The 24149-nt window shown below is 55.8% G+C and carries 26 protein-coding genes; 17 read left to right on the top strand and 9 right to left on the bottom strand.

Annotated features, from left to right (window positions below; all coding sequences use genetic code 11):
* The first annotated feature begins 73 nt into the window (after window positions 1–73).
* Window positions 74–1357 carry a cytosine deaminase gene (locus tag FCN45_RS17875; RefSeq protein WP_137386650.1) on the top strand — a complete coding sequence of 428 codons (1284 nt, stop codon included), beginning with the start codon at window positions 74–76 and terminating at the stop codon, window positions 1355–1357.
* A gap of 33 nt (window positions 1358–1390) precedes the next feature.
* On the opposite strand, the gene tsgA is transcribed toward FCN45_RS17875, so the two are convergent.
* Window positions 1391–2569 (bottom strand): MFS transporter TsgA, encoded by a 1179-nt coding sequence (gene tsgA / locus FCN45_RS17870; protein WP_008101801.1) that lies wholly within the window; start codon window positions 2567–2569, stop codon window positions 1391–1393.
* Between the two features lie 262 nt (window positions 2570–2831).
* Here tsgA and ppiA point away from each other — a divergent pair, with 262 nt between their 5' ends.
* From ppiA to FCN45_RS17845, 5 genes are all read left to right on the top strand, one after another.
* A complete protein-coding gene (gene ppiA, locus FCN45_RS17865) occupies window positions 2832–3404 on the top strand; it encodes a peptidylprolyl isomerase A (RefSeq protein WP_008101803.1) in 573 nt (190 codons plus the stop codon).
* A 98-nt stretch (window positions 3405–3502) separates the two neighbouring features.
* Window positions 3503–3673, top strand: a complete 171-nt coding sequence (locus FCN45_RS17860; protein ID WP_137386649.1) for a YhfG family protein — start codon at window positions 3503–3505, stop codon at window positions 3671–3673.
* Entirely contained in the window at window positions 3663–4256 is a 594-nt protein-coding gene (locus tag FCN45_RS17855) for a putative adenosine monophosphate-protein transferase Fic (protein WP_101762653.1), read from the top strand. The genes FCN45_RS17860 and FCN45_RS17855 overlap by 11 nt, the downstream gene beginning before the upstream one ends.
* Window positions 4257–4297: 41 nt before the next feature.
* On the top strand, window positions 4298–4873 hold the full coding sequence (locus FCN45_RS17850; protein WP_137386648.1) for an aminodeoxychorismate synthase component II: 576 nt from the start codon (window positions 4298–4300) through the stop codon (window positions 4871–4873).
* 87 nt (window positions 4874–4960) lie between these two features.
* Window positions 4961–6181 carry an aspartate aminotransferase family protein gene (locus tag FCN45_RS17845; protein ID WP_137386647.1) on the top strand — a complete coding sequence of 407 codons (1221 nt, stop codon included), beginning with the start codon at window positions 4961–4963 and terminating at the stop codon, window positions 6179–6181.
* On the opposite strand, the gene FCN45_RS17840 is transcribed toward FCN45_RS17845, so the two are convergent.
* Window positions 6178–8256 carry a YccS/YhfK family putative transporter gene (locus FCN45_RS17840; protein WP_137386646.1) on the bottom strand — a complete coding sequence of 693 codons (2079 nt, stop codon included), beginning with the start codon at window positions 8254–8256 and terminating at the stop codon, window positions 6178–6180. The two genes, FCN45_RS17845 and FCN45_RS17840, sit on opposite strands and share 4 nt — an antisense overlap.
* A gap of 58 nt (window positions 8257–8314) precedes the next feature.
* The gene (gene crp / locus FCN45_RS17835; RefSeq protein WP_003852956.1) at window positions 8315–8947 is read right to left on the bottom strand and encodes a cAMP-activated global transcriptional regulator CRP; all 633 of its coding nucleotides are present in this window, start codon (window positions 8945–8947) and stop codon (window positions 8315–8317) included.
* A gap of 306 nt (window positions 8948–9253) precedes the next feature.
* Between crp and FCN45_RS17830 the strand changes: the two genes are divergently transcribed.
* Complete coding sequence (locus FCN45_RS17830) at window positions 9254–9658, top strand: OsmC family protein (protein WP_101762649.1); 405 nt, start codon at window positions 9254–9256, stop codon at window positions 9656–9658.
* A gap of 61 nt (window positions 9659–9719) precedes the next feature.
* Here the strand turns inward: FCN45_RS17830 and FCN45_RS17825 are convergent, their stop codons facing one another.
* The 3 genes from FCN45_RS17825 to FCN45_RS17815 form a co-directional block, all read right to left on the bottom strand.
* Window positions 9720–10589, bottom strand: a complete 870-nt coding sequence (locus FCN45_RS17825) for a phosphoribulokinase (RefSeq protein WP_101762648.1) — start codon at window positions 10587–10589, stop codon at window positions 9720–9722.
* A 61-nt stretch (window positions 10590–10650) separates the two neighbouring features.
* Complete coding sequence (locus FCN45_RS17820) at window positions 10651–10869, bottom strand: YheU family protein (protein ID WP_137386645.1); 219 nt, start codon at window positions 10867–10869, stop codon at window positions 10651–10653.
* Between the two features lie 2 nt (window positions 10870–10871).
* Window positions 10872–11888, bottom strand: coding sequence for a hydrolase (locus FCN45_RS17815; protein ID WP_101762647.1), 1017 nt, complete (start codon window positions 11886–11888; stop codon window positions 10872–10874).
* A 60-nt stretch (window positions 11889–11948) separates the two neighbouring features.
* On the opposite strand from FCN45_RS17815, the gene FCN45_RS17810 reads away from it, so the two are divergent.
* Complete coding sequence (locus FCN45_RS17810) at window positions 11949–12551, top strand: LysE family translocator (RefSeq protein WP_110867604.1); 603 nt, start codon at window positions 11949–11951, stop codon at window positions 12549–12551.
* Between the two features lies 1 nt (window position 12552).
* Here FCN45_RS17810 and FCN45_RS17805 read toward each other — a convergent pair whose 3' ends face one another.
* Complete coding sequence (locus FCN45_RS17805) at window positions 12553–13533, bottom strand: LacI family DNA-binding transcriptional regulator (RefSeq protein ID WP_137386644.1); 981 nt, start codon at window positions 13531–13533, stop codon at window positions 12553–12555.
* A 233-nt stretch (window positions 13534–13766) separates the two neighbouring features.
* On the opposite strand from FCN45_RS17805, the gene tauA reads away from it, so the two are divergent.
* Genes tauA through tauD form a run of 4 tightly spaced genes read left to right on the top strand, consistent with a single transcriptional unit; the run spans window position 13767 to window position 17186 of the window.
* A complete protein-coding gene (tauA, locus tag FCN45_RS17800) occupies window positions 13767–14747 on the top strand; it encodes a taurine ABC transporter substrate-binding protein (protein ID WP_137386643.1) in 981 nt (326 codons plus the stop codon).
* Window positions 14748–14758: 11 nt separating this feature from the next.
* A complete protein-coding gene (gene tauB, locus FCN45_RS17795) occupies window positions 14759–15526 on the top strand; it encodes a taurine ABC transporter ATP-binding subunit (RefSeq protein ID WP_137386642.1) in 768 nt (255 codons plus the stop codon).
* Window positions 15523–16350, top strand: coding sequence for a taurine ABC transporter permease TauC (gene tauC, locus FCN45_RS17790; RefSeq protein WP_101762642.1), 828 nt, complete (start codon window positions 15523–15525; stop codon window positions 16348–16350). Before tauB ends, tauC begins: the two co-directional genes overlap by 4 nt.
* Entirely contained in the window at window positions 16347–17186 is an 840-nt protein-coding gene (gene tauD / locus FCN45_RS17785; protein ID WP_137386641.1) for a taurine dioxygenase, read from the top strand. Before tauC ends, tauD begins: the two co-directional genes overlap by 4 nt.
* Before the next feature lie 150 nt (window positions 17187–17336).
* Here the strand turns inward: tauD and FCN45_RS17780 are convergent, their stop codons facing one another.
* The gene (locus FCN45_RS17780; RefSeq protein ID WP_137386640.1) at window positions 17337–19241 is read right to left on the bottom strand and encodes an ABC transporter ATP-binding protein; all 1905 of its coding nucleotides are present in this window, start codon (window positions 19239–19241) and stop codon (window positions 17337–17339) included.
* 114 nt (window positions 19242–19355) lie between these two features.
* Between FCN45_RS17780 and kefG the strand changes: the two genes are divergently transcribed.
* The 4 genes from kefG (at window position 19356) to slyD (ending at window position 22697) form a co-directional block, all read left to right on the top strand.
* Complete coding sequence (gene kefG, locus FCN45_RS17775; protein ID WP_137386639.1) at window positions 19356–19907, top strand: glutathione-regulated potassium-efflux system ancillary protein KefG; 552 nt, start codon at window positions 19356–19358, stop codon at window positions 19905–19907.
* Window positions 19907–21709: a glutathione-regulated potassium-efflux system protein KefB gene (kefB, locus tag FCN45_RS17770; protein ID WP_110867600.1), complete on the top strand. Its 1803-nt coding sequence runs from the start codon at window positions 19907–19909 to the stop codon at window positions 21707–21709. Before kefG ends, kefB begins: the two co-directional genes overlap by 1 nt.
* A 45-nt stretch (window positions 21710–21754) precedes the next feature.
* Window positions 21755–21949, top strand: a complete 195-nt coding sequence (locus FCN45_RS17765; protein WP_007892203.1) for a YheV family putative zinc ribbon protein — start codon at window positions 21755–21757, stop codon at window positions 21947–21949.
* Window positions 21950–22142: 193 nt separating this feature from the next.
* On the top strand, window positions 22143–22697 hold the full coding sequence (slyD, locus tag FCN45_RS17760; protein ID WP_049851962.1) for a peptidylprolyl isomerase: 555 nt from the start codon (window positions 22143–22145) through the stop codon (window positions 22695–22697).
* 44 nt (window positions 22698–22741) lie between these two features.
* On the opposite strand, the gene FCN45_RS17755 is transcribed toward slyD, so the two are convergent.
* A complete protein-coding gene (locus tag FCN45_RS17755) occupies window positions 22742–22960 on the bottom strand; it encodes a protein SlyX (protein WP_137386638.1) in 219 nt (72 codons plus the stop codon).
* 280 nt (window positions 22961–23240) lie between these two features.
* On the opposite strand from FCN45_RS17755, the gene fkpA reads away from it, so the two are divergent.
* A complete protein-coding gene (fkpA, locus tag FCN45_RS17750) occupies window positions 23241–24071 on the top strand; it encodes an FKBP-type peptidyl-prolyl cis-trans isomerase (RefSeq protein ID WP_137386637.1) in 831 nt (276 codons plus the stop codon).
* Window positions 24072–24149: the final 78 nt, after the last annotated feature.

Raw genomic sequence — 24149 nt, 5'->3', positions numbered from 1 at the left:
CGCTACGGAATGTGCCCGCGGTGACAGGGGTTTTCATGCTAGCTTTAGGTTTTGTGTTTTACAGGAGTACGGCATGGCCAACCCGTCACTGAAGTGGATCAACAACCTGCGCTTAGCGGGCCAGCAAGGCTTGTGGCAGATCGAAATCGCCAACGGCAAGATTGCGCAAATTCGCCCACAGCCGCCGCAAACCGCAGCCCAGCCTGACGCGCTGGATGCGGAGGGCGGACTGGCGAGCGCGCCGTTTATCGAGCCGCATATTCACCTCGATACCACGCAAACCGCTGGCGAACCCGCCTGGAACCAATCCGGCACGCTGTTTGAAGGCATCGAGCGCTGGGCGGAGCGCAAAGCGCTACTGAGCCATGACGATGTGAAACAGCGCGCGCAGCAAACTTTGAAGTGGCAAATCGCCAACGGGATTCAGCATGTGCGGACTCACGTCGATGTCTCCGATCCCACGCTGACCGCGTTAACAGCGATGCTGGAGGTGAAAGCGGAAATGGCGCCGTGGATCGACATCCAGATTGTGGCGTTTCCGCAGGAAGGGATTCTCTCTTATCCGAACGGCGAAGCGTTGCTGGAAGAGGCGCTGCGCATGGGCGCGGATGTGGTGGGCGCGATTCCGCACTACGAATTCACCCGCGAATACGGCGTGGAGTCGCTGCATAAAACCTTTGCGCTGGCTAATCGCTACGATCGGCTGGTGGATGTGCACTGCGACGAGATCGACGATGAGCAGTCGCGCTTTGTCGAAACCGTGGCGGCGCTGGCACACCGCGATGGCAACGGCGAGCGCGTCACCGCCAGCCACACTACGGCGATGCACTCCTACAATAATGCCTACACGTCGCGGCTGTTCCGTCTGCTTAAGCTCTCGAATATCAACTTTGTCGCCAATCCGCTGGTGAATATCCATCTGCAAGGGCGCTTTGATAGCTATCCGAAACGTCGCGGCATCACGCGGGTGAAAGAGCTGCTGGAAGCGAATATCAACGTCTGCTTTGGCCACGATGATGTGTTCGATCCCTGGTATCCGCTCGGCACTGCCAGCATGCTGCAGGTGCTGCACATGGGATTGCATGTCTGTCAGCTGATGGGTTACGAGCAGATTGATAATGGATTGCAGCTGATTACCGCCAACAGCGCCAAAACCCTGCAGCTGACGAATTACGGTATTGAGGCAGGTAATGATGCCAGTCTGATTATTCTGCCGGCGGAGAGTGGATTTGATGCGGTGCGGCGTCAGGTGCCGGTGCGTTATTCAGTACGTAAAGGTGTGTTGGTCGCTGCGACGCAGCCCGCCAGCAGCGAGATCTATTTAGCGGGAAAAGAAGCGGTAACCTTCAAACGTTGAAGTGCAGGGCGGACCGCGGTCCGCCCGTCAAACTTAGTGGGTGACGTGACCGTGCTGGCGATGTTTGGTCACAAAGCCGAGCAGAACACACATCACAAACACCACGGCGTACAAACCGTTAGCCGTTGAGAGCGCAGCATGTGCGCCACCTTGCGCCACGATTGGGCCGGTTACCACGAAGGTCAACATGGTGCCGACGGTGCCGCAGGTCAGGATGAAGTTCACCAGCTTCGGTGAAGAGACCTTGGTTTGCAGCGATCCCAGCGTGATGATGGTGGTGTAAATCGCGCTTGAGCTGAAGCCCAGCGTCATGATGATCCAGTGCAGCATGCTGGCGTCTTTAGAAGTGACGAACCAGTACATCAAACCGGTTGCCAGCGCCGCCAGTACCATCAGGATGCGCTGCAGATCGAAGAAGCGCAGCACGAAGCTGAACACCCACATGCCGACCATGTACGCGGTCCAGAAGTTACCCACCAGCTGACCGGCAGCGGCGATATCCATGCCCATCGATTTGGTGGCGTATTCCGGCACCCACGAGATGAAGCCGAGCTGGCCGAGGATATAGCAGAGTGCTGCAATCGACAGGAACAGCACGCCGATGCCCCATTTCTCTTTCTCAACGCCTGGCTTAGCGGCTTCGCTTTTCAGCACCGGGAACTCAATGAACAGCGTCAGCACAAAGATCGCGACATAAATGATGCCGATGCAGGCGTAAACCCAATACCACGGCAACGCGCGCGCCAGTAAGATACCGGCGATGATCGGAAAGATGGTGCCCGCCATGCTGAAGAACGAATCGGTAAACAGCAGACGTGCGCCGCGCTGACGGCCATCGTACAGATGGGTGATCAGGAAGGTACCGATCGACATCGTGATGCCGCTGACGACGCCGAGGATGAACATGCACAGCGAGAAGACGGTGAGATCGTGGCTGGTCATCAGGCCGGCAACGGCGAGGATCATCAGCACAAAGCCAAAGATCAGCTGGCGCTTCAACGGCACAATCACCATCAGCCAGGCGTTCAGGAACACCGACACCAAAATGCCCGCATTGAGGAATGTGAAAGTGTTGCTCATTTCTGAAATAGGGCGCTGGAAATACTGCGCGATATTGTCCAGCACCATACCGGTAACGATCACCAGTGCGCCGGTGAGCGCATAGGAGAAATAGCTAATCCAGGTAAGGCCAATGCGATTACGGTTTGTCATGTTCTGAACCTGTTAAGCGACGAAGTTGGCAAAAAGTGTCATGAATTGTAAGTGTTGCTGTGATCTTAATAAACAACGAGTGTAACAAGGCGGAAATATTTCATTGAGAGTGTGATTTTCATCACGCAAATGATTGCGTGGCGGCAAAAGTATGACAATAGCAACATCCACGTAAATATCGGTAAAACGCTGGCTCTTGGATCACATGCTCTTTACAATCAATCTCGTTTTTGAGCTAGCTCTCCATGGTAAGGAATCTTTCATGCTTAAACGTACTTTGACAGCGGCGGTTGCCCTGTTAGCGCTCTCTTCCGTATCGTCTGCCGCGCTCGCCGCAAAAGGCGATCCACATGTGCTGCTCACCACCTCTGCGGGCAATATTGAACTCGAACTGAACAACCAGAAAGCCCCGGTTTCGGTGAAAAACTTTGTTGATTACGTCAACAATGGTTTCTACAACAACACCATTTTCCACCGCGTTATTCCTGGCTTTATGATTCAGGGCGGCGGTTTCACTACCGACATGCAGCAGAAGCAAACGGTAGCGCCGATCAAAAACGAAGCCGACAACGGCTTGCGTAATCTGCGCGGCACCATTTCGATGGCGCGTACCGCAGATAAAGACAGCGCCACCAGCCAGTTTTTCCTCAACGTAGCCGATAATGCGTTCCTCGATCACGGTCAGCGTGATTTCGGCTATGCGGTATTTGGTAAAGTTGTGAAAGGCCAGGATGTGATCGACAAGATTGCGCAGGTCCCTACCAAAGATGTGGGACCGTACCAAAATGTGCCGTCAAAACCGATTGTTATCCTCTCCGCCAAAGTCCTGCCTTAATTCTGAAACGCGCCATTTTCGCATGGCGCATCATTGGCTCTCCGGCAAAGCAAAAAATTGCTGCTTATACTTAGGGCTCATTGCTTGCCGGAGGCGCTATGACTAGCAAACTCACTGAGAAACAGAAAGCCACTTTGTGGCAGCAGCGCCGAGCTGCGAGCTACCAGGCCAGCTGTCGACTGGCCGGATATACCTATAGCGAAGCTCTTATCGATGCCGAACATGCTGAGGGGCGACTCGAGTCGCTGAGGAGGCAATATGGTGGATAACAGCTTAGCGGTACGCGATCCCTATTTGTGGCACAACGACAATGTGTTGAAGAATCGCCTCGATATTCATGATGAAGCCCAGCTGCGCAAAGCGGAACTGGCTTTCAGCACCGCGCGCCTGGCGACGTTAGAACTTGGCCAGCGCAGCATCGGTTTGCCACGTCTTTGCCATATTCATCGCACGCTGTTTCAGGATCTCTACAGCTGGGCGGGAGAATTGCGCACCATTGATATCTGGCGCGATGAAACGCCGTATTGTCATTGCGAATACATCGAGAAAGAGGGCAACACGCTGATGCAGGCGCTGGAGGAAGAGCGCGGCCTGGCTGACCTTGAGCAGGAAGCGTTCGTGGCGCGTATCGCACATTACTATTGTGAGATCTTCGTGCTGCATCCGTTCCGCGCCGGCAATGGCCGCGCGCAGCGCATCTTCTTCGAGCAGTTGGCACTGCATGCCGGGTATCAGCTTTCGTGGGAAACACTCGAACGTGATGCGTGGCGCGCTGCGATCTCGGCGGGCGTCGCCGGCGATCTGGCACCGCTTACCGCGCAGTTTGCGAAAGTGGTAAGCCCGGCGAAGTAAAATGGGTAGAATAGCGCCGCTTTTACTGGCCTGAGGGCGCTATGCTGCTGCTAATCGATAACTACGACTCCTTCACCTGGAATCTCTACCAATACTTCTGCGAGCTGGGCGCGGATGTGCGTGTGGTGCGTAACGACGCCATTACGCTGGATGAGATGGCAGCGCTGCCGCTGACGCATCTGGTGATTTCGCCGGGCCCATGTACGCCGGATCAATCTGGCATCTCGCTCGCGGCTATTCGCCATTTTGCCGGGCGCTTGCCAATCCTCGGCGTTTGCCTTGGACATCAGGCGATTGCGCAAGCCTATGGCGCGCAGGTGGTACGCGCGCGGCAGGTGATGCATGGCAAAACCTCGCTGATTCAGCACACCAACCAAGGTGTGTTTCGTGATCTGAATAATCCGCTTACCGTGACCCGCTATCACTCATTGATTGTGGCGCGCGATACGCTGCCCGCTGAGTTTGAAGTCACCGCGTGGAGCCTGCGCGACGGCCAGCCGGATGAGATCATGGGTTTCCGCCATCGCAGCTTGCCGCTGGAAGGCGTGCAGTTCCATCCGGAAAGCATCCTCAGTGAGCAAGGGCATCAGCTACTGGCTAATTTCCTCAACGCGTAACTTATGTTTGCCTTCGTGTGACTTTTTATGCATATTTTGTGATTATAATTTCACATCAGCTCAACAAATAACCCGATGAGGTCGTCAATGGCAGCGGAAAAACTAGCGGTAACCCGGGAAACGTTCGATAACGTAATTTTGCCTGTTTATGCACCTGCGCAGTTTGTGCCGGTAAAAGGCAAAGGCAGCCGAGTGTGGGATCAGCAGGGCAAAGAGTATATCGATTTCTCTGGCGGTATCGCGGTGACTGCATTGGGCCATTGTCATCCGGCGCTGGTGGAAACGCTGAAAACCCAGGGCGAAACGCTGTGGCACACCAGCAACGTGTTCACCAACGAACCGGCGCTGCGTCTGGCGAGTAAACTGATTGCCGCGACCTTTGCCGATCGGGTGTTTTTCGGTAATTCCGGCGCGGAAGCCAATGAAGCGGCATTCAAGCTGGCGCGTTATTACGCCTGCAAAAAACACAGCCCGTTCAAAAGTAAAATCATCGCCTTCCATAACGCCTTCCACGGTCGCACGCTGTTCACCGTGTCGGTGGGTGGCCAGCCGAAATATTCTGATGGCTTCGGTCCAAAACCGGCGGATATCGTGCATGTGCCGTTCAACGATCTCGATGCGGTGAAAGCGGTGATTGACGACCATACCTGCGCCATCGTGGTCGAGCCGATTCAGGGCGAAGGCGGCGTAATGCCGGCTACGCCAGAATTTATGCAAGGCCTGCGCGCACTCTGTGATGAACATCATGCGCTGTTGGTGCTGGATGAAGTGCAGAGCGGCATGGGACGCAGCGGCAAACTCTTTGCGTATGAACATTACGGTATCAAGCCCGATATCCTCACCACCGCCAAAGCGCTGGGCGGCGGTTTCCCGGTGAGTGCGATGTTGACCACCAACGAAATCGCCTCAGTAATGGCGCCGGGCGTGCACGGCACCACTTACGGCGGCAATCCGCTGGCGTGTGCTATCGCTGAAACCGCGCTGGATATTATCAACACGCCAGAAGTGCTGGAAGGTGTGGAAGCGCGTCGTCAGCAGTTTGTTGAAGCGCTGCAAGCCATCGACAGCAAATTCGCTATCTTCAGCGAGATTCGCGGCAAAGGTCTGTTGATTGGTGCCGCGCTGAGGCCGCAGTTCGCCAGCAAAGCGCGTGACATCCTCAACGCTTCCGCCGCGGAAGGGCTGATGATTCTCACCGCCGGTACTGACGTGATCCGTTTTGTGCCGTCGCTGGTGATTGAACCAACCGATATCGCCGAAGGCATGACGCGTTTCGCCAGCGCGATTGAAAAGGTGCTGACCGCTTAATCCGCTTTCGGACGTAACACTTTGAGCCAGCGGCCATGATGCGGTCGCTGGCTCCACGCCAGCGAAGAGATGGTGTGCATTACGCTGAGGTGCTGCAATATCCGCTTCACATGCTGTTCGACAATCGTCACCGGCCCTTCATTAAGATTCTCCGGCGCTTCCAGAATATTGCTGTCGTTACCCGGACCGTCATACGCCAGCCGCTGCTGACAACGCTGCAGCGCGATTTCACAGGATTGCAGATAACGTTCTGCCAGCTTCGATGTCAGCATGGTGTGCTCGCGCGCCAGAATCGTCATGGCATTAATATGCTCGACGATGAACTGACTGTGCGTAACCCACATGCGCATATCTTTCAGATATTGCAGGTTAAAGCCCGGCTCGCTCGATGCCTGGTTCAATGAGTTGAACAGCGCGTTGTGCGCCTGATTAACCTTTATGCGCTGATAAGCCAGTTTATCGGGCGACTGTTCCGGCCCCAGCAGCAGTTGCAGCGCCTCCTGATAGGCTTCCAGCGCATCGTGAGCGTTCTTGCGCAGCAGCCCGCTTTGCCACTGCGGCCACAGCCAAATCATCCCGGCGAAGGCAATTAAACAGCCCATCAAGGTATCCATCATACGCGGCAGCAGAAACTGCGCGCCGTTCAGCGACAGCAATTGCAGCGAATACACCGCCGTGACGGTAAAGCCAATCATCGACCAGCCATAATATTTCCGCGTGATCAGATAGCTCGCCAGCGTAATCCCCAGCATAAACAGCAGCGTGATCGATTCCGGCACCGCCAGCTGCAGTGACGCGGCGGCGATCAGCAATCCGGCGAAAGTGCCCAGCGCACGGTGCTGAATACGCACGCGCGTGGCGTTGTAACCGTTCTGGCTGACGAACATGATGGTCATCAGAATCCAGTAAGGTTTGGGGATGTTGAAGAACAGCGCCAGCGAGCTGCCAAACATCAGCATCACAGCGAAGCGGGCTGCGGTGCGTAACGCGGTGGATTTGAATGACAGATAACTGCGCAGCGCCGGCAACAGCGGCAAACGGCGCTGGCGATCGGCCATCAGGTCACGCGTGTAGAGCGGCTTCTGCGTACGCAACACGCGGGCGATGCGACTGAAGTGATACAGGCAGAAGTTGCCGACCGGATTATCCGGATGCTGGCGTGCAATTTTCTCCAGCGCGCCGAGCTGTTTCTCCATGTGAAAACGATCCGGCAGCTGATGGTAGAGAATCGCATCCGCCAGCACGCGCAGCCGCGCCGAGATAATTTTGGCGTTCCAGCGAATCACCGCTTCAGCGTGGCTCTCCTCAACCAGCTTCTGCACCTCTTCGGGCTGATGCAAACTCACGGAGATGTGTTCCTGTAAATCCAGCGCAACCTGGAAAGCGCGCGTCAGGCGTTTGTGGCTGTTATCGCGGCTCGCCGACAGCATATGCATTTGCTGATAACAGGTGGTGATGAGGTCGACCGCCTTTTGCTGGCGCGCCAGCAGCGGCGGCAGCGCTTTCTCTGGATCGGTCAGCTGCGTCAGTAAGGTGTATTTGGCATCGCAGTAATCCGCCAGCTCGCGGAACAGCAGGCTGAGCGATTCGCGCATCGGCTGCTCTTTCCACAGCCAGAACCAGAACCAGTTGAACAAGCCGTACCACAGCGTGCCGCCAATATAGAGCAGCGGCGGCACCCATATCGGCATGCGTCCCACTAAGCTGAGCGTAAAGATGGCGGCGATGAGTGTGGCGGGCAGCAGGCGCGCGTGCAGCGGGCCGATTTCGCCGGTTACGCCAATCAGCAGCGGCAGCGCCAGTAAAATCAGCGGCAGCGGTATCTGGTAAGCGGTGAGGATTTGCATCAGGAAACTGCCGGTGGCAAACAGCGAACCACCCACAATCAGGCGTTTGAAGAAGCGTTTGTGCGGCGTATCCAGTCCCGCCATGTTGCAGCAGGCGGGCACTAACGAGAACAGCAGACCTTTTTGCAGATCGCCAAACAGCCAACCGAGAGCCACAGGCAGGCACAGCACCAGCGTTTGCCGCAGCGCATAGTTAACTTCGGGATGATAGATGATTCGGCGCCACATCAGCTCATCGCAAATAGAAACGGCGCGATGTTGCCATCACGCCGTGGGTGAGAAGAAATTAGCGGGTGCCGTAAACGACGATGGTTTTACCGTGTGCGGAGATCAGGTTCTGATCTTCCAGCATTTTCAGGATACGACCCACGGTTTCGCGTGAGCAGCCCACGATCTGACCAATCTCCTGACGGGTGATTTTGATTTGCATCCCGTCTGGGTGAGTCATCGCATCTGGCTGTTTGGCCAGATTTAGCAGCGTTTGCGCAATACGTCCGGTGACATCGAGGAAGGCAAGGTTGCCCACTTTCTCAGATGTCACTTGCAGACGACGCGCCATTTGCGAAGAAAGTCGCATTAAAATATCCGGGTTTACCTGAATCAGCTGACGGAATTTTTTGTATGAAATTTCAGCCACTTCGCAGGCAGACTTCGCACGCACCCAAGCACTACGTTCCTGGCCTTCTTCGAAAAGACCGAGTTCGCCGATGAAATCCCCCTGATTGAGGTAGGAGAGAATCATCTCTTTGCCTTCTTCATCTTTAATCAGTACCGCTACGGAACCTTTTACGATGTAGTACAGCGTTTCCGCTTTCTCACCCTGATGGATGAGCGTGCTTTTGGATGGATATTTGTGAATATGGCAATGGGACAGGAACCATTCGAGTGTAGGGTCTGTTTGCGGTTTGCCGAGAACCATTCGCTATTATCCTCTGTTGTAATCGTGCCCAAAACACAGGGGGCATTTTTTTCCCTGTCAGGCGGTTTAATCGTCGAGCGTTTCCAGTAAAGGAAAAATTATTCCGGGTGGACTCTTAAGCTACGCTTTTGATTCTTCCGGCCTTCGTCTGTGATGACGAAAATATTTTCAGCACTGTTTGTAGCACAGCTTTTGCGAGCTGTCTTGTGTTGTCTCGCTTCAGCAGAAGGGGGATTACTCTGGATTGCTGTTTGTCAGGTGAAAGCGTACTCTGGCGGCAAAACCGCCGCTTCAGGAGAAAGAATCATGCAGGCACGAGTGAAATGGGTGGAAGGTCTTACCTTTCTCGGAGAATCCTCATCCGGCCATCAGGTATTGATGGATGGTAATTCCGGTGATAAAGCGCCAAGTCCAATGGAGATGGTGCTGATGGCCGCGGGCGGCTGTAGCGCTATTGATGTGGTGTCGATCCTGCAAAAAGGGCGCAGCGATGTGGCCGATTGCGAAGTGAAGCTCACATCGGAACGCCGTGAAGAAGCGCCACGCATTTTTACCCACATCAACCTGCATTTTATTGTCAGCGGTAAAGCATTGAGCGACAAGGCCGTTTCGCGTGCGGTTGATCTGTCAGCGGAAAAATATTGTTCGGTAGCGATCATGCTGGGTAAAGGCGTCGAAATTACCCACAGCTATGAGGTGATCGAGTTATAACTCGGATTGTAGCGGCGCAATTCATTGCGCAATAAATTGCGCCGCTACGGAATGACTTCGCTTATTCAATCCGCTTCCCTTCAATCAGTCGCTGTACCAGCGGCAGCATAATCAGCTCCATCGCCAATCCCATTTTGCCACCCGGCACCACCAGCGTATTGATGTGCGAAATAAACGATCCCTGAATCATCGCCAGCAGATAGGGGAACGCGATGCCTTCCAGACCACGGAAATGGATCACCACGAAGCTTTCGTCGAGCGACGGAATTTCGCGTGCGGCAAACGGGTTTGAGGTATCAACGGTCGGCACGCGCTGGAAGTTAATGTGGGTGCGCGAGAACTGTGGCGTGATGAAGTTAATGTAATCCTCCATTGACCGTACCACCGAATCCATCACCGCTTCGCGTGAATGGCCGCGCTCGCTGGTGTCACGCACCAGCTTCTGAATCCACTCAAGGTTAACAATCGGCACCACGCCAACCAGCAGATCGACATGCTCCGCCACATTTTGCTGCTGCGTGACCACGCCGCCGTGTAAGCCTTCATAGAACAGCACATCGGTGTTTTCCGGCAGCGGCTGCCACGGCGTAAAAGTGCCCGGCACCTGATTCCACGGCACGGCTTCATCGTAGGTATGTAGATATTTGCGCGATTCGCCAAGGCCGGTTTGGCCGTAATGTTTAAACGTCTGCTCCAGCAGGCCGAAGTCGTTGGCTTCCGGGCCGAAGTAGCTGATGTGACGCCCGAGATCGCGCGCCTTGCGGATCGCCATGTCCATTTCCGGACGTGTGTAGCGATGGAAACTGTCGCCTTCGAGTTCCGCCGCATGCAAATTCAGCTGCTGGAAAATTTTACGGAAGGCGAGGCTGGTGGTGGTGGTTCCGGCGCCGCTGGAACCGGTGACGGCAATAATTGGATGCCTGGCTGACATAACAGAGCTCCCTGTGAAGTCCGGCGATGAGCATTGTTACCACGAATTGCCGCGGGGTGCATCAGCCGCGGAATTCACCCTTCGGCATAATATTGATCGATTCATGCAGTTCCGACCACACCAGCACCACGTCGCCGCGCTCCAGTTGGCGGCGTACGTCGGTGACTTTTTGCAGCAAACTGCGTTCCTGCTCGCCGTAATCAGTGCCTTCGCGTAACACGAAGGTTTCAATCAGGTTTTCCAGCGTGTCCGCTTCGAGTTCTTGCCAGGGAATAATCACAATTACACATCCAGATAAGTTGAGAGCCAGTCGGGCACGCGCTGTTCCAGCCACATTTTCGGTTTAAGAACGGTGCCGCCGACGAAACCGACGTGGCCGCCTTGCTGCGTCAGCTGATACTGAATGGAGGCTGACAGCTGGTCAGGTTGCGGAATAACGGCATCGGTCATAAAGGGATCGTCTTGCGCGTGAATGATCAACAGCGGTTTACGCACGCCGGTCAGCAACGGCATCGCGCTGGCTCGTTGATAATAGTCGTTGGCGTCAATAAAACCGTGCGCACGTGCGGTTATCGCATCATCGAACTCGCGTAAGCGGCGGAAAGCACGTAACTGGCTGAGATCGACCGGCAGCGTGCCAGGCCAGGCGCGCAGTTTGCGCGTGGCGTTCTTTTTCAGCTGCGTCAGTAAATAGTGCTGATAAAAGCGTGAAAACCCCACATCCAGCTTGCCGCTGCAAGGCTCGAGCGCCAGCGGCGCTGAGATGGCGATGCCGGCATCAATCGGTACATCGTGACCTTGCTGACCCAGCAAACAAGCGAGCATGTTGCCGCCCAGCGAAACGCCGACGGCGGCGGTGGGTACGCTGCCCCATTCGCGCTGCAGCCAGTGAAGGAAGTAGGTGGCGTCTTCGGTTTCACCGGAGTGATAGATGCGCTTTAAGCGATTAGGCTCGCCGCTGCAGCCGCGAAAGTGCATTACCACCGCCAGCCAGCCGCGTGCCTGACACGCCTGCATCAGGCCGTGCGCATACGGGCTGCGAAAGCTGCCTTCCAGGCCGTGAAACATCACCATGCGCGGTTTATGACGCGCCTGCGCCGGATCTTCACTCCACGCTAAATCGACAAAATCGCCGTCCGGCAGGTCAAGACGCTGCCAGTGCGGACGTAACGTAACGCGGCGCCGCAGAATACGCGGCAGCAGCGTTTGCAGATGCGCGTTACTGAATCCGCGCAGGGGTTTAAAACGCTCGCCGCTGGGGCGATCAAAATAGCTTGGGTAAAGGCTTGTCTGATGCATAAGTCGCTGATAGCTTCGATGGGTTGTTCGCTTTACTGGGTGAGGAGCACCCGAATATACATGGAACTGAGTCTTTTTTTATCAATGTTAGGTTTTCTCTGGGTCGCGGCCATCACGCCCGGGCCCAATAATATGTTACTTACCGCCTCGGGTGCTAATTTTGGCTTCCTGCGCACCATTCCGCTGCTGATTGGTATCATGATTGGTATGCAAGTCATGTTGCTAATGGTGGCATTTGGCATCGGCGGCCTCATCCTGCTTTATCCCTCGCTGCATCTCATCCTGAAGATTGCCGGTAGCCTTTATCTGCTGTGGCTGGCATGGAAAATCGCCAGCGCCGAGTATGAAAAACTGGAAACCGACGATGTCACGGTGAAGCAGATGCCTTTCTGGCAAGGCGGCTTGCTGCAGTTGATCAACCCGAAAGCCTGGCTGATGGCGCTCGGCGCGGTGGCCAGCTTCAGCCTGGCGGGCAGCGAATATCTGCATTCGGTGGTGGCGATCAGCATCGGCATGTTCATGGTGAACGTGGTTTCCGGGGTGATCTGGATGGGCTTTGGCTCGCTGATTGGACGTCTGCTGCGCAGCCCACGCGCGTGGAAAATCTTCAATCTGGCGATGGGCTTGCTCACCGCTGCCTGCGTATTGCTGATTTGGCGCTAAGTTAGCTGGAAGCGCGTTCAACGCGCTTCCACGGCAATACTTCATGGACTACCGACGCGTTAGGCTGGCGGATGCGTTGCAGCAACAGCTGTACGCTGCGCACACCCATACGATTCATCGGCTGCTCAATCGTGGTCAGCGGTGGATTCAGGCTGCTGGTAAAGTTGATGCCATCAAATCCCACCACCGCTAAATCTTCCGGTACGCGTAAACCTGCTTCCAACGCCGCGTGGATGACGCCGACCGCCAACACATCTGATACCGCAAACACCGCATCCGGCGGTTCCGGCTGCGTGAGCAGTTCGCGCAAAGCCGCACTGCCCGCTTCGCAGGTGATATTCTCGGCATAAGCCACACCGCACCAGCTGAGATCCAGCTTCTCCAGCGCCGCGCGATATCCCTCTTCACGCTTATGTGAATAGAGGTAGCGCATATCACAGTTCACCAGCGCAATACGACGTCGGCCTTTGCTCGCCAGATAACGCACGGTTTCGAAAGCCGCTTCTTTATTATCAATCGCCACGCTTGAGGCGGCGATTGACGGATCGTATTCCGCGCACTGCACCCAAGGCTGATCGCCAATCAATTCTTTCAGCTCATGCAGGCTGCTGGCGGCATCCATGGTGATCACGCCGTCGACCACTTTGCCGGTGAGCAACGCAATGTAGGCCGCTTCGCGCCGCAGCTGCGATCCTGAGTTACACAGCAGAATGTGGTAACCCTGCGCTTCAGCTTCGGCTTCAATGCCCTGAACCACGCGTGAGCAGAATGGATTGGTGATGTCGGGAATCAGCACTAACAACATATGGCTTTGCGAAGTGCGCAACTGGCGCGCCAGCAGGTTGGGCTGATAGTCGCAGATGTCGATGGCCGCCAGCACTTTGGCACGCGTATCCGGGCGCACGCCGGGATTCTGGTTCAAAACCCGTGAAACGGTGGCTTTTGACACGCCAGCCAGGTGTGCGACTTTTTCTATCGACATGGATTCAGGACCGTTAGTAAAGAGTTAAAAAATGAGATCTCTATCAATATCACAGCTGCCATGTGAGCGTGTGACATATTTACCGCTTTCCCTTTTCTTTCCATTTGCACTTTTTGCATAGCCTTGCCCGATGTTGATCTAAGAACGGATCGTCATTAGGGATAATTTTTAATTCCTTTATGAAATTACTGTTGCTGGAGAAACTGCCCAGACAAAACACATTAGGGTGAATGATGATGGCAATGAAAAAAACAATAACGGCGGTCACAGCGGCTCTGGCCCTGATGGCGTTCCAGGCGCAAGCGGTCAACGTTACCGTGGCGTATCAGACCTCGGCTGAACCAGCCAAAGTGGCGCAGGCGGATAACACCTTCGCCAAAGAGAGCGGTGCTACCGTCGACTGGCGCAAATTTGATAGCGGGGCCAGCGTGTTACGTGCACTGGCGTCGGGCGACGTGCAGATTGGTAATATCGGTTCCAGCCCGCTGGCGGTCGCCGCCACGCAAAAGCTGCCGATTGAAGCTTTCCTGCTGGCCTCTCAGCTCGGTAACTCCGAAGCGCTGGTGGTGAAGAAAACCATCAAAGATCCTAAAGACCTGATTGGCAAGCGCATCGCCGTGCCGTTCATCTCGACTACGCACTACAGCTTCCTCGCCGCGCTCAAGCATTGGGGCATCAAGCCTTCGCAAGTGACCTTAGTCAACCTGCAGCCGCCGGCGATTATTGCTGCCTGGAAACGCGGTGACATTGACGGCGCTTACGTCTGGTCTCCGGCGGTTAACGAGCTGGAGAAAGATGGCAAGGTGCTGACGGACTCTTCGCAGGTCGGCAAGTGGGGCGCGCCAACGCTTGATGTGTGGGTGGTGCGTAAAGACTTTGCGCAGCAGCATCCAGAAATCGTCACCGCCTTTGCCCGCAGCGCCGTTGAAGCGCAGCAAGCTTACATTGCCAATCCGGATCAATGGCTGAAGCAGTCAGACAACCTGAGCAAGCTGGCGCGCCTGAGCGGTGTACCCGAAGCGGATGTGCCGGTGCTGGTAAAAGGCAACACGTACCTCACCGCGCAGCAGCAGGTGGAGCAGCTCGGCAAGCCGGTGAACAAGGCGATTGTCGATACTGCCGGCTTCCTGAAAGAGCAGGGCAAAGTGCCAGAAGCGGATAGCGATTACAGCAGCTTCGTCACCACGCGCTTCGTTGCACCCTTAGTGAAATAACCGGAGGCCGTATGCTTAACATCACCCATCTCAATGCGCGTTACGCCGGACAACCCGCGCTGCAGGACATCAACCTGCAGCTGGGCAGCCGAGACCTGCTGGTGGTGTTAGGTCCCTCCGGCTGTGGCAAAACCACGCTGCTGAACCTCATCGCCGGCTTTCTGCCGCTGGAATCTGGCAGCATTACGCTGGATGGCAAAGCGGTAAAAGGGCCGGGCGCTGAGCGCGGCGTAGTGTTTCAAAATGAAGGATTGCTGCCGTGGCGCAACGTGATCGATAACGTTTCGTTTGGTTTGCAACTGGCGGGAATGGCGAAGGCGGAGCGCCATACCATTGCACGCCGTTTGATCCGCAAAGTAGGACTGGAAGGTGCAGAGCAGCGTTATATCTGGCAGCTCTCTGGGGGTCAACGTCAGCGCGTGGGCATTGCGCGTGCGCTGGCGGCTGATCCTCAGTTGCTGCTGTTAGATGAGCCGTTTGGCGCGCTGGACGCCTTTACCCGTGAACAGATGCAAACCCTGCTGCTAACGCTGTGGCGTGATACCGGCAAGCAGATTCTGCTGATCACCCACGACATCGAAGAAGCGGTGTTCCTCGCCAGCGAACTGGTGCTGCTGTCGCCGGGACCGGGCCGCGTCGTGGAGCGTTTGAAACTCGACTTCGGCCAACGCTTCGCCGCCGGGGAACCGTGCCGCAGCATCAAATCCGATCCGGCGTTTATCGAACGTCGTGAATATGTACTGAATCAGGTGTTTTCCCAGCGTGAGGCGTTTATATGAGTGCAGTGATTGATGGGAAGACCCAAATGCGTCGTCGTGGACTGCGCTGGCCGTTCTCGCGCCAGTTCTCACTCAGCCTGCTCAGCGTGGGCTTGTTACTGCTGTTGTGGTGGGCTATTACCGCGCTCGGCTTAGTGGCACCGCTGTTCTTACCGCCGCCGCAAGTGGTGCTGCAGAAGCTGATATTGATTGCCAGCCCGCAAGGTTTTATGGACGCCACATTATGGCAGCATCTGGGTGCCAGCCTGGCGCGTATGCTGGTGGCGCTGTTCTTCGCCGCGCTGATTGGGATTCCGGTCGGCATCGCCATGGGCCTGAGCCCGGCGATTCGCGGCTTGCTTGATCCGCTGATCGAACTCTATCGCCCGGTGCCGCCGCTGGCTTATTTGCCGCTGATGGTGATCTGGTTTGGCATCGGCGAAACCTCGAAGATTTTACTGATTTATCTGGCGATTTTCGCGCCGGTGACTTTATCGACGCTGGCGGGAGTGAAGAATGCTCAGCAGGTACGGATTCGCGCGGCGCAGGCGCTGGGCGCATCGCGCTGGCAGCTGCTGCGCTACGTGATTCTGCCCGGCGCGCTGCCGGAGATTCTCACCGGCTTGCGTATTGGTCTCGGTGTAGGTTGGTCAACGCTGGTGGCGGCGGAACTGATTGCCGCTACGCGGGGACTCGGCTTTATGGTGCAGTCGGCCGGTGAGTTCCTCGCCACCGACGTGGTGCTGGCCGGTATCGCCGTGATTGCCCTGATTGCCTTTGGCTTAGAACTGGGTCTGCGCGCCTTGCAGCGCCGACTGACGCCCTGGAATGGAGAACAGCAATGAACGAACGACTTTCTTTTACCGCTCTGGGCCCGAATATCGGGGCGCAGGTTAGCGATGTCGATCTCAGCCGTCCGCTGAGTGATGCCCAGTTTGAACAGCTCTATCATGGCCTGCTGCGCCATCAGGTGCTGTTCCTGCGTAATCAGGTGATTACCCCGGAACAGCAGCGCGCGCTGGCGATTCGCTTTGGCGATCTGCATATCCATCCGGTCTATCCGCATGCGGAAGGCGTGGAAGAGATCATCGTGCTGGATACGCATCAGGATAATCCGCCGGATAACGACAACTGGCACACCGATGTGACCTTTATTCAAACCCCGCCGGCAATTGCAATCCTGGCTTCGAAGCTGCTGCCGGAAAGCGGCGGCGATACCTTGTGGTCAACCGGCATTGCGGCCTATGAAGCGCTGTCTGAACCGTTTAAGACGCTGTTGAATGGGCTGCAGGCGGAGCACGACTTTAAGAAGTCGTTTCAGGAGTACAAATACCGCAAAACCGAGGAAGAGCATCAGCGCTGGCAGCAAGCGGTGGCAAAGAACCCGCCGGTGCAGCATCCGGTGATTCGTACCCACCCGGTGAGCGGACGCAAGGCGCTGTTTGTCAACGAAGGTTTTACCACGCGTTTGTTGGGCTTGAGCGAAAAAGAGAGCGATACGCTGCTTAACTTCCTGTTTTGGCATAGCGCCAAACCGGAATTCCAGGTGCGCTGGCGCTGGCAGGAGAATGATGTGGCGATTTGGGATAACCGCGTGACCCAACACTATGCTAATGCGGATTATTATCCGGCGCGGCGGGTGATGCATCGTGCGACGGTGTTAGGGGATAAGCCGTTTTAATTTGGAATAGTGCTCGCATTCCCCCATCCCGGCCTTCCCCCGCTTGCGGGGGAAGGAGATGCTGCCACATGCAGCTTCATCACCAACATGTGGCAGCATCTTCCTCCCCCATTTATGGGGGAGGACCGAGGAGGGGGACAGCGCGCACACTCAACTCGCCAGCATCTGCTCCAGCTGTTCCTGCGCATCCAGCCACGCCATTTCGACCTCTTCCAGCGCGGCCTTGCTCTCGGCCTGACGTAGCAGCGCCACATTCAAATCGGCTTTGCGGCTCTGATCGTAAATCTCGCTGTCGGCTAACTGGGCTTCCGCGTCGCTGAGCTGGCTCTGCCACTTCACCATCTGCTTCTCAAGCTTCTCGATCTCTTTACGCAGCGGCTGCGTTTGTGCGCGCAGTTCGGCGTCGCGGCGTTTCTGGTCTTTGCGCGATTGCGCGCTGTTGCCGTTGTCCTGCTTCGGTGCGGCATCCTGTTGCGCTTGCTGCTTCTGCAAATCGCTCAGCCACTGCTGATAATCTTCCAGATCGCCCTCAAACACGTCGACCTTGCCGTCGTGCACCAGATAGAGATCGTCGGTGGTGGCGCGCAGCAGATGGCGATCGTGCGAGACCACCACCAGCGCGCCTTCGAAATCAATCAGCGCTTCGGTCAGCGCCTGACGCATATCAAGATCGAGGTGGTTAGTTGGTTCATCAAGCAGCAGCAGGTTCGGGCGCTGCCAGACGATTAATGCCAGCACCAGACGCGCTTTTTCGCCGCCGGAGAAACGTTCGGTAATTTCGCTGACTTTATCGCCCTGGAAGCCGAAGCCGCCAAGGTAGTCGCGCAACTGCTGCTCCAGCACTTTCGGCGCGATGCGTGATAAATGCTGCAAGGGTGATTCATCGGCGCGCAGATATTCCAGCTGATGCTGGGCGAAGTAACCGAGCTTAATGCCTTTCGCCAGGCCAACTTTGCCATCCAGCGCGTCGAGCTCACCGGCTAGCAGCTTAATCAGCGTCGATTTACCCGCGCCGTTACGGCCCAGCAGGCCAATACGTGAACCCGGCACAAGGTTGAGTTTGATGGCGTCGAGAATAATGCGTTCGCCATAACCGGCGGTAACGCGCTCCATCTTCAGCAACGGATTCGGCAAGCTTTCTGGCGCGCGGAAACTGAAGCTGAATGGGTTATCGACGTGTGCCGGCGCAATCAACTCCATGCGCTCCAGCATTTTGATGCGGCTCTGCGCCTGCTTGGCTTTGGTCGCCTGCGCGCGGAAGCGATCGATATACTTCTGCAGGTGCGCCACTTTTTCCTGCTGGCTCTGGAACAGCGCTTGCTGCTGCGCCAGCTTGGCGCCGCGCTGACGTTCGAACGAGCTGTAGTTACCGGTGTATTCAAACATCGTCTGCTGTTCGATGTGGATGATCTTATCGACCACCGGATCGAGGAAGTCGCGGTCGTGCGAAATCAGCACCAGCGTGCCTTCGTAGCTTTTCAGCCAGCGTTCAAGCCAGATCACCGCATCCAGATCGAGGTGGTTAGTCGGTTCATCCAGCAGCAGCAGATCGGAACGGCACACCAGCGCCTGCGCGAGGTTAAGGCGCATGCGCCAGCCACCGGAGAAATCGCTCACCGGCCGCATTAATTGTTCCTGGCTAAAGCCCAAACCGTGCAACAAACTTGATGCGCGAGCAGGTATGCTCCACGCCTGAATCGCATCCAGCTTGCCGTGCAGCAGGGCGATGGCGTTGCCATCGTTGCGCGCATTGGCGTCGGCCAATTCGGATTCAAGCTGACGATATTCACGGTCGCCGTCGATAACATACTCCAGCGCGGGTTTGCTCAGCGCCGGGGTTTCCTGATTGACCCACGCCAGCGCCCAGTTGCTCGGGAACGTAGCGTTACCTTCATCGCTGCTGATTTCGCCCTTCAGCAATGACAGCAGCGTCGATTTGCCGCAGCCATTTTTGCCCACTAAGCCAACTTTCTGGCCTGGGTTAATGGTGGCTGTTGCGTTATCCAGCAGCACATTGGTGCCGCGGCGAATTTGTAGTGCTGAAAAGACAATCATAAGCGCCGTATCGTCAGAATATGTTAATTTACCGGCAACATAATTCGAGAAAATTTGTTGCGTCGAGCATGGTAGCGGAATTCCTGTGCCGTGACGACGCTTTGGAGGGGAACGATGTCGCAGCCACCCAAAATATTGCTGCTTTACGCCCATCCGGAATCACAGGATTCGATTGCTAATCGGGTTTTGCTGCAGTCGGCTATGGAACTGGACCACGTCACGGTGCACGATTTATACGCCCACTATCCGGATTTTTTTATTGATATTCACTATGAGCAGCAGCTGCTGCGCGACCATCAAATCGTTGTATTCCAACATCCACTTTATACCTACAGCTGCCCGGCGCTCCTGAAGGAGTGGCTGGATCGTGTGCTGTCGCGCGGCTTTGCCAGCGGACCGGATGGTAATGCGCTGGAAGGCAAATACTGGCGCAGCGTGGTCACCACCGGCGAACCGGAAGCGGCTTATCACCCTAGCGGCCTGAATCGCTATCCGATGAGTGACATCATGCGTCCGTTTGAGCTGACGGCGCAGATGTGCCGCATGCACTGGATGACGCCGATGGTGATTTACTGGGCGCGTCGACAAACGCCGGAAGTGATGCGTAATTTTGCGCGCGCGTATGGTGACTGGCTGGCTTCACCGCTGCCGCAGGGAGGTGTGTGATGGAAGGCGAAACGTTACTGACGGCGGGCGTGATTTATCTGGTTGCGGCGGTGCTGATTGTGCCGATTGCGGCGCGTCTCGGCATTGGCGCGGTGCTGGGCTATCTGTTGGCCGGTATCGCGATTGGTCCGTGGGGTTTGGGGTTCATCAGCGACGTCGAGGAGATTTTGCACTTCTCGGAACTCGGCGTGGTGTTCCTGATGTTCATCATCGGGCTTGAACTGAACCCCTCGAAACTGTGGGCGCTGCGCCGTTCGATATTTGGCGTTGGTGCGGCTCAGGTGCTGATTTCCGCCGCCATTCTCGGCGGATTGCTGTGGCTGACCGATTTTAGCTGGCAGGCGGCGGTGATTGGCGGCATTGGTCTGGCAATGTCATCCACGGCGATGGCGCTGCAGCTGATGCGCGATAAAGGCATGAACCGCAGTGAATCGGGACAGCTCGGCTTCTCAGTGTTGCTGTTCCAGGATCTAGCGGTGATTCCCGCGTTGGCGCTGGTGCCGCTGCTGGCGGGCGGCGACAGCGGTCATGTTGACTGGTTGAAAGTTGGGATGAAAGTGCTGGCGTTCGGCGGGATGCTGATTGGTGGTCGTTATCTGCTGCGCCCGATTCTGCGCTTCATTGCCGCATCCGGCGTGCGCGAAGTGTTTACTGCCGCCTCGCTGCTGCTGGTGCTGGGTTCGGCACTGTTTATGGATGCGCTCGGTCTGTCGATGGCGCTCGGTACTTTCATCGCGGGTATTCTGTTGGCGGAAAGCGAGTATCGCCACGAGCTGGAAGTGGCCATCGAACCGTTCAAAGGTTTGTTGCTGGGCTTGTTCTTTATTTCGGTTGGCATGGCGCTGAATCTCGGCGTGCTTTATACCCACATCACTGAAATTTTGTTGGGCGTGCTGATTCTGGTGACGGTGAAAACGCTGGTGCTGTATGTGCTGGGGCGCATTTATGGCCTGCGCAGTTCGGAGCGCCAGCAGTTTGCCGGTGTATTAAGCCAGGGCGGCGAGTTCGCCTTTGTGCTGTTCTCGGCGGCGTCGTCGGCCAAAATGTTCAGCGGCGACCAAATGCCGCTGCTGCTGGTGACGGTGACGTTATCCATGATGACCACGCCGCTGCTGATGAACGGCATCGATCGTCTACTGGCGCACCGCTTTAATGAGCCCGATGAAAATGCCGAGAAGCACTTTGTTGAGGACGATCGGCCGCAGGTCATTGTGGTGGGCTTTGGTCGTTTTGGTCAGGTTGTTGGCCGTTTGCTGATGGCGAACAACAAGCGCATTACCGTGCTGGAGCGTGATATCTCCGCGGTGAGCCTGATGCGTAAATATGGCTATAAGGTTTACTATGGCGACGCCACCGAGCTGGAGCTGCTGCGTGCGGCGGGCGCGGAGAATGCGCAATCCATCGTCATTACCTGTAACGATCCGGAAGATTCGATGACCATCGTGCAACTGTGTCAGCAGCATTTCCCGCAGCTGGAAATCCTGGCGCGTGCGCGTGGACGTGTTGAGGCGCACGAACTGTTGCAGGCGGGTGTTACGCTGTTCTCGCGTGAGACGTTCTCCAGTGCGCTGGAGCTGGGTCGTAAAACGCTGATCTCGCTGGGCATGCATCCGCATCAGGCGCAGCGCGCGCAGCAACATTTCCGTCGTCTGGATATGCGTATGCTGCGTGAGCTGGTGCCCAGCCACGATGACAGCGCGCAGGTTTCGCGTGTGCGTGAGGCGCGGCGCGAGCTGGAGGATATCTTCCAGCGCGAAATGCAGCACGAGAAACGTCAGTTTGACGGCTGGGATGACGAGTAGAACTATACTTACTTAATCCGTTCACTAACGACGGCAGGAAACAGTATGCGTAAACAATTTATTGCCGGTGCGGTTTGCCCGCACTGCCAGGAAAAAGACACGTTGGCATTGTGGCGTGAGAACAATGTTGATGTGGTGGAGTGCGTCGAGTGCGGTCATCAAATGCGGGAAGCGGATAAGCAGGTGCGCGATCAGGTTCGCAGCAATGAGCAAGTGATCGGCATTTTTCATCCTGAGTAGCGCAATGGCTCAGCTTTTTTTAAGCTTGAACTTACAGCGGGATTGAATTCCGTTACAATCGGCGCCATTAACGCTGAGCAGTATGCAATAACACATTTGTTGGCATCCTCAGTCTTGAACCTTTCTGGTTGGTTATTGCACGCAAAATTGACCAATGGGACGGGATCTTAGTTCTCAACGGTTAGGAGATATCATGAAAGTAGCAAAAGACCTGGTGGTGAGCCTGGCGTATCAGGTTCGTACCGAAGACGGTGTGTTGGTTGACGAGTCACCGGTGAGTGCACCGTTGGACTATCTGCACGGTCATGGTTCCCTGATTTCTGGTCTGGAAAAAGCGCTGGAAAATCATGATGTAGGCGATAAGTTTGACGTGCATATTCCGGCGAACGACGCTTACGGTCAATACGATGACAACCTCGTACAGCGCGTGCCAAAAGACGTGTTTATGGGCGTTGACGAACTGCAGGTTGGCATGCGCTTCCTGGCAGAAACCGATCAGGGTCCAGTGCCGGTTGAAATCACCGAAGTTGAAGATGAGCACGTAGTGGTTGATGGTAACCACATGCTGGCGGGTCAGAACCTGAACTTCAACGTGGAAGTTGTGGCGATTCGCGCAGCGACCGAAGAAGAGCTGGCGCACGGTCACGTGCATGGCGCTGATGGTCATCATCACGATCATGACCACGACCATGGTCACGATCACGGCCAGGGCGGTTGTGGCACTGGCGGTTGCGGCTGCAGCCACTAATTAGTGTGATGCTGGCGAGGCCACCTTCGGGTGGCCTTTTCTTTTTAGTAATGTGGCGGCGGGGTTTCTTCAGATTGCGAGGCAATTATCGACGGCGCGCTATCTTTCACTTTATCGATTAACAGACGGACCTGCTCACGCAGTCTGATCATCTCCAGCTCATGCTGAACCACCGTTTGATTAAGCTGATCGATGGTGTATTCCTGAAAAGCCAGCTTGCTCTCCAGCGCCTCAAGGCGTTGTTCCCATTCTGTTGGTTGCATGATCTTTCCTCATCTTGCGGTGCTGCACGTTAGTCTGTTTCGGGCCTGATTCTACGGCCTTTCGCTTCAGAATCACCTGATATTTTACCTTTCCGCGCCATGCTGCATTGAAACGGCGCATAACGCCTATATCTCTGATGAAACTTCCTGAAGCAAAAAAGGTCGGAGGTTGGACGGGTAATTACATTGTGGGAGTGTTCGCCGCTGCCACGTAAAGTTATAGTGTGGGCCTCAGTCCGCAATGATTCCCGAGGTTAGAGGCTTCGGTTTTGGAGAAAGGATGAATTCACTGTTTAAAGTCACATTGTTAGCTACCACCATGGCCTTCGCGCTGAATGCACCGCTGGCAATGGCAGCAGAAACCGCCGCTGCTCCAGCTGACGCCGCTCAGGCTGCGCCGCAAGCACCGAAAAATGCTGCCTTCAAAAACGAAGACCAGCAATCAGCTTATGCACTTGGCGCGTCCCTGGGTCGCTACATGGACAACTCTCTGAAGGAACAAGAGAAGCTGGGCATCAAACTGGATAAAGATCAGTTGATCGCGGGTGTTCAGGACGCCTTTGGCGGCAAGAGCAAACTCTCTGATCAAGAGATCGAGCAAACCCTGCAGGCCTTTGAAGGCCGCGTAAAAGGTGCTGCTCAGGCGAAGATGGAAAAAGACGCGAAAGAGAACTCCGATAAGGGTTCCGCTTACGCTGACAAATTCGCTAAAGAAAAAGGCGTGAAGAAAACCGAATCTGGCCTGCTGTATCAGGTAGAGAAAGAAGGTACCGGTAGCGCGCCGAAAGACAGCGACACTGTGGTTGTGAACTACAAAGGGACGCTGATCGACGGTACTGAGTTCGATAACTCTTATACCCGCGGTGAGCCGCTGTCGTTCCGTCTGGACGGTGTGATTCTGGGCTGGACCGAAGGTCTGAAGCACGTGAAGAAAGGCGGTAAAATCAAGCTGGTGATCCCACCGAACCTGGCTTACGGCAAAAATGGCGTTCCGGGTATTCCGGCGAACTCCACGCTGGTGTTCGATGTTGAACTGCTCGACATCAAACCCGCGCCGAAAGCGGACGAAAAAGCGCAGGCTCCAGTCGCTGCCGATCAGAAAGCACAGTAATCTTAACTTTCTGCATCACGCCGCCCTCGGGCGGCGTTTTTATTGCGGAGAAGAGAGTAAAGGTCTGGCTAAAGACCA

The organism is Pantoea sp. SO10, assembly GCF_005281435.1.
GTDB classification, from domain to species: domain Bacteria; phylum Pseudomonadota; class Gammaproteobacteria; order Enterobacterales; family Enterobacteriaceae; genus Pantoea; species Pantoea leporis.
Note: the sequence above shows the minus strand (reverse complement) of the source record. Positions and strands in the feature narration are given on the sequence as shown.

What these genes read in the sequence shown, in the direction of transcription:
- FCN45_RS17855 (WP_101762653.1), top strand. Translation starts at nt 3,663, where the DNA reads ATGGTGGATAACAGCTTAGCGGTACGCGATCCCTATTTGTGGCACAAC.
- FCN45_RS17805 (WP_137386644.1), bottom strand. Translation starts at nt 13,533, where the DNA reads ATGTCGATAGAAAAAGTCGCACACCTGGCTGGCGTGTCAAAAGCCACC.
- tauD (WP_137386641.1), top strand. Translation starts at nt 16,347, where the DNA reads ATGAACGAACGACTTTCTTTTACCGCTCTGGGCCCGAATATCGGGGCG.
- tauA (WP_137386643.1), top strand. Translation starts at nt 13,767, where the DNA reads ATGATGGCAATGAAAAAAACAATAACGGCGGTCACAGCGGCTCTGGCC.
- FCN45_RS17860 (WP_137386649.1), top strand. Translation starts at nt 3,503, where the DNA reads ATGACTAGCAAACTCACTGAGAAACAGAAAGCCACTTTGTGGCAGCAG.
- tsgA (WP_008101801.1), bottom strand. Translation starts at nt 2,569, where the DNA reads ATGACAAACCGTAATCGCATTGGCCTTACCTGGATTAGCTATTTCTCC.
- FCN45_RS17850 (WP_137386648.1), top strand. Translation starts at nt 4,298, where the DNA reads ATGCTGCTGCTAATCGATAACTACGACTCCTTCACCTGGAATCTCTAC.
- FCN45_RS17780 (WP_137386640.1), bottom strand. Translation starts at nt 19,241, where the DNA reads ATGATTGTCTTTTCAGCACTACAAATTCGCCGCGGCACCAATGTGCTG.
- FCN45_RS17755 (WP_137386638.1), bottom strand. Translation starts at nt 22,960, where the DNA reads ATGCAACCAACAGAATGGGAACAACGCCTTGAGGCGCTGGAGAGCAAG.
- kefB (WP_110867600.1), top strand. Translation starts at nt 19,907, where the DNA reads ATGGAAGGCGAAACGTTACTGACGGCGGGCGTGATTTATCTGGTTGCG.
- FCN45_RS17840 (WP_137386646.1), bottom strand. Translation starts at nt 8,256, where the DNA reads ATGTGGCGCCGAATCATCTATCATCCCGAAGTTAACTATGCGCTGCGG.
- crp (WP_003852956.1), bottom strand. Translation starts at nt 8,947, where the DNA reads ATGGTTCTCGGCAAACCGCAAACAGACCCTACACTCGAATGGTTCCTG.
- FCN45_RS17810 (WP_110867604.1), top strand. Translation starts at nt 11,949, where the DNA reads ATGGAACTGAGTCTTTTTTTATCAATGTTAGGTTTTCTCTGGGTCGCG.
- kefG (WP_137386639.1), top strand. Translation starts at nt 19,356, where the DNA reads ATGTCGCAGCCACCCAAAATATTGCTGCTTTACGCCCATCCGGAATCA.
- FCN45_RS17815 (WP_101762647.1), bottom strand. Translation starts at nt 11,888, where the DNA reads ATGCATCAGACAAGCCTTTACCCAAGCTATTTTGATCGCCCCAGCGGC.
- ppiA (WP_008101803.1), top strand. Translation starts at nt 2,832, where the DNA reads ATGCTTAAACGTACTTTGACAGCGGCGGTTGCCCTGTTAGCGCTCTCT.
- fkpA (WP_137386637.1), top strand. Translation starts at nt 23,241, where the DNA reads ATGAATTCACTGTTTAAAGTCACATTGTTAGCTACCACCATGGCCTTC.
- FCN45_RS17875 (WP_137386650.1), top strand. Translation starts at nt 74, where the DNA reads ATGGCCAACCCGTCACTGAAGTGGATCAACAACCTGCGCTTAGCGGGC.
- FCN45_RS17825 (WP_101762648.1), bottom strand. Translation starts at nt 10,589, where the DNA reads ATGTCAGCCAGGCATCCAATTATTGCCGTCACCGGTTCCAGCGGCGCC.
- FCN45_RS17845 (WP_137386647.1), top strand. Translation starts at nt 4,961, where the DNA reads ATGGCAGCGGAAAAACTAGCGGTAACCCGGGAAACGTTCGATAACGTA.
- tauC (WP_101762642.1), top strand. Translation starts at nt 15,523, where the DNA reads ATGAGTGCAGTGATTGATGGGAAGACCCAAATGCGTCGTCGTGGACTG.
- tauB (WP_137386642.1), top strand. Translation starts at nt 14,759, where the DNA reads ATGCTTAACATCACCCATCTCAATGCGCGTTACGCCGGACAACCCGCG.
- FCN45_RS17765 (WP_007892203.1), top strand. Translation starts at nt 21,755, where the DNA reads ATGCGTAAACAATTTATTGCCGGTGCGGTTTGCCCGCACTGCCAGGAA.
- FCN45_RS17830 (WP_101762649.1), top strand. Translation starts at nt 9,254, where the DNA reads ATGCAGGCACGAGTGAAATGGGTGGAAGGTCTTACCTTTCTCGGAGAA.
- slyD (WP_049851962.1), top strand. Translation starts at nt 22,143, where the DNA reads ATGAAAGTAGCAAAAGACCTGGTGGTGAGCCTGGCGTATCAGGTTCGT.